The organism is Tardiphaga sp. (genome assembly GCF_044340795.1).
Lineage (GTDB): Bacteria > Pseudomonadota > Alphaproteobacteria > Rhizobiales > Xanthobacteraceae > Tardiphaga.
The window spans coordinates 1-2,642 of the sequence record NZ_JBIISY010000436.1 but is presented as its reverse complement, the minus strand read 5'-3'; the positions used below and the strand labels follow the sequence as shown (position 1 = coordinate 2,642).

Genomic DNA, 2,642 nt, shown 5'->3' with positions numbered 1-2,642 from the left:
GAAGAGCGGTCGGTTCACACCGACCGCCCCTCTTGCATCGGATGCGATGGCTTACATCGTGCCTGGGAACGAACCGCCGTCGAGCAGGATGTTCTGCCCGGTGATGAAGCCGGCCTTGGCGCTGCACAACCAGGCGCAGGCCTGACCGAACTCGTCCGCTTCACCGAAACGACCGGCCGGATTCTCGCTGGCGCGCTGCTTCAGGATTTCCTCCACCGACTTGCCGCTGTTCTTCGCCTGACCGGCGGCAACGCCGCGGATGCGGTCGGTGTTGAACGGGCCGGGGAGCAGGCCGTTGATGGTGACGTTGTTGCGCACGGTCTTGCGCGACAGGCCGGCAACAAAGCCGGTGAGGCCCGAGCGCGCACCATTCGACAGGCCGAGCACGTCGATCGGTGCCTTCACGGCGGCCGAGGTGATGTTGACGATGCGGCCGAACTTGCGCTCCATCATGCCATCCACCGTTGCCTTGATCAGCTCGATCGGCGTCAGCATGTTGGCATCGACGGCCTTGATCCAGTCGTCGCGCGTCCAGTTGCGGAAATCGCCGGGCGGCGGGCCGCCGGCATTGTTGACGAGAATGTCGATCTGGCCCGCGGCCTTCAGCGCAGCCTCGCGGCCCTCCGGCGTAGTGATGTCGCCCACGACCTCGATGACCTCGACGCCCGGATTGGCCTTGCGAACTTCGGCCGCAGCAGCAGCCAGAACGTCGCCGCCGCGTGCAGTCATGGTGACATGCACGCCTTCGGCGGCAAGCGCTGCGGCGCAGCCAAGGCCGAGGCCCTTGCTCGATGCGCAAACCAATGCGCGGCGGCCTTTAATTCCAAGATCCATGATGTCACTCCCTCAACGTTCTGGCTTACAGATGGCGCGCACTCTAGCGGTTCCCGTTATGCGAGGTAAGCCGGGTCGATATGCGACAAAGCGGAGGACGCGTCCTACGGCCGTTTCGCGCGCTTCAGCTGATCGAAGGTCGCGACCACATCCGGCGGCAGCGCGCGGATGCCGGTCTGGCCGAGCCGCGACAGCAGCGGGCGCAGATGCGAGCCGGTGAGATAGGACGGCTGCAGATGGGCCGGCACCAGCTGGTCGAAGATCAGCACCAGCGTCACCGCGATCAGGCCAACACGAATGGCGCCGAGCACCGCACCGCCGAGCCTGTCGCCGATGCCGATATGGGCGCCGATCAGATCATTGACGGCAAGGCGCAGCAACGAGCCGAGCACGATGCCGGCGACCAGAAAGATGGCGAAGAAGATCAGTGAATTCTGCGCCGGGGAGGAGGCTGCCGCCTGCGGCAGGACGAGGCCGGTGACCCAGATGGCGATCGGCGCGGCCACGAGATAGCCGAGAATGGTGACCGCGCTGCGCAGCAGGCCGGCGCGAAAGCCGAGCATGACGGCCACAACGAGGGCTGCATAGACGACGATATCAAAACTGTTCATCGTCCCTCACTTGGCGCGGCAATTCCGCAGGGAAGAAATCGGCAGCGGCCGGTGGTTTGCGATCGCTGCCGGGCCCTGTATCACTGGGACCAACAGAACAGACGCATCAGGGAACGACCATGTCCGCTATATTCGACGTCTCCAAGGAAGTCATCCTCATCACCGGCGCATCACAGGGGCTTGGCCGCCAGTTTGCGCGCGTGCTGTCGGTGCATGGCGCGGCCGTGGTTCTTGCGGCACGGCAGACCGGCAAGCTCGAGGCCCTGCAGAAGGAGATCACCGACAAGGGCGGTCGCGCTTTCGCTGTCTCGATGGATGTCACCGACAATGCGTCGATCGCGAAAGCATTCGACGCGGCAGAGAAGGCGTTGGGGCCGGTCACCGTGCTGATCAACAATGCCGGCATCGCCGTCGAGAAGATGGCCATCGACCAGACCGAAGCCGATTGGGATTCCGTGATCGGCGCGAATCTCAAGGGCGCCTATTTCGCAGCGACCGAAGCGGCACGCCGCATGATCGCGCACAAGGTGGAGGGCAATATCGTCAATATTGCCTCAGTGCTCGGCTTCGGCCTCACCAAGGCGGTGTCGCCCTACGCGATCTCCAAGGCCGGCATCGTGCAGGCCACGAAGGCGCTGGCGCTGGAACTCGCCGCCCATCGCATTCGCGTCAATGCACTGGCGCCCGGCTATATCGACACCGACATCAACCACGCCGCCTGGGACACGCCGGTGGGCGAGAAGCTGGTCAAGCGGATCGCGCAGCGCCGGGTCGGGCACGAAAGCGATCTCGACGGCGCCATGCTGCTGCTGGCCTCGGGCGCTTCGCGTTACATGACGGGCAGCACGGTGACCGTGGATGGCGGTTTCCTGCTAAGCTGACGCGTGCAGCCCGGATGGCGCTTCGCCCGATCCCGGCTGCGGGAATGCGGTCTTTTCCCGTCCCGTCATAAAAACGCAAAAAGATGCCTCCAGCCCCTTCCCAAAGCCGGCAGGCATTGATAGATACCCCTCACGCCGCGGCACTGGCCCGGTTGTCTTCTCAGGAACTTCCGGTCTGGGATCGCTCGCGCCTCCGGCGTTGGCATCCGGATCATGTTCCCGAAAGGTTTGGCGCGGGGTGGAGCAGCCCGGTAGCTCGTCAGGCTCATAACCTGAAGGTCATAGGTTCAAATCCTATCCCCGCAACCAAATATTC

Annotated in this window: 3 protein-coding genes and 1 tRNA gene; 2 read left to right on the top strand and 2 right to left on the bottom strand. The window is 64.2% G+C overall.

Annotated elements, in window-relative coordinates; translation table 11 throughout:
• Positions 1-51 precede the first annotated feature (51 nt).
• Together ACIQ17_RS32825 and ACIQ17_RS32820 are read right to left on the bottom strand one after the other, a co-directional pair.
• Positions 52-834, bottom strand: a complete 783-nt coding sequence (locus ACIQ17_RS32825) for an SDR family oxidoreductase (protein ID WP_398473753.1) — start codon at positions 832-834, stop codon at positions 52-54.
• Between the two features lie 104 nt (positions 835-938).
• Positions 939-1,445 (bottom strand): CvpA family protein, encoded by a 507-nt coding sequence (locus tag ACIQ17_RS32820; RefSeq protein ID WP_398473752.1) that lies wholly within the window; start codon positions 1,443-1,445, stop codon positions 939-941.
• Positions 1,446-1,564: 119 nt separating this feature from the next.
• Here ACIQ17_RS32820 and ACIQ17_RS32815 point away from each other — a divergent pair, with 119 nt between their 5' ends.
• Both ACIQ17_RS32815 and ACIQ17_RS32810 read left to right on the top strand, forming a co-directional pair.
• Entirely contained in the window at positions 1,565-2,326 is a 762-nt protein-coding gene (locus ACIQ17_RS32815; RefSeq protein WP_398473751.1) for an SDR family NAD(P)-dependent oxidoreductase, read from the top strand.
• A gap of 232 nt (positions 2,327-2,558) precedes the next feature.
• Positions 2,559-2,635 (top strand) — tRNA-Met (locus tag ACIQ17_RS32810).
• Positions 2,636-2,642: the final 7 nt, after the last annotated feature.

Coding starts and splice junctions, on each gene's coding strand:
- ACIQ17_RS32825 (WP_398473753.1), bottom strand. CDS start 834: ATGGATCTTGGAATTAAAGGCCGCCGCGCATTGGTTTGCGCATCGAGC.
- ACIQ17_RS32820 (WP_398473752.1), bottom strand. CDS start 1,445: ATGAACAGTTTTGATATCGTCGTCTATGCAGCCCTCGTTGTGGCCGTC.
- ACIQ17_RS32815 (WP_398473751.1), top strand. CDS start 1,565: ATGTCCGCTATATTCGACGTCTCCAAGGAAGTCATCCTCATCACCGGC.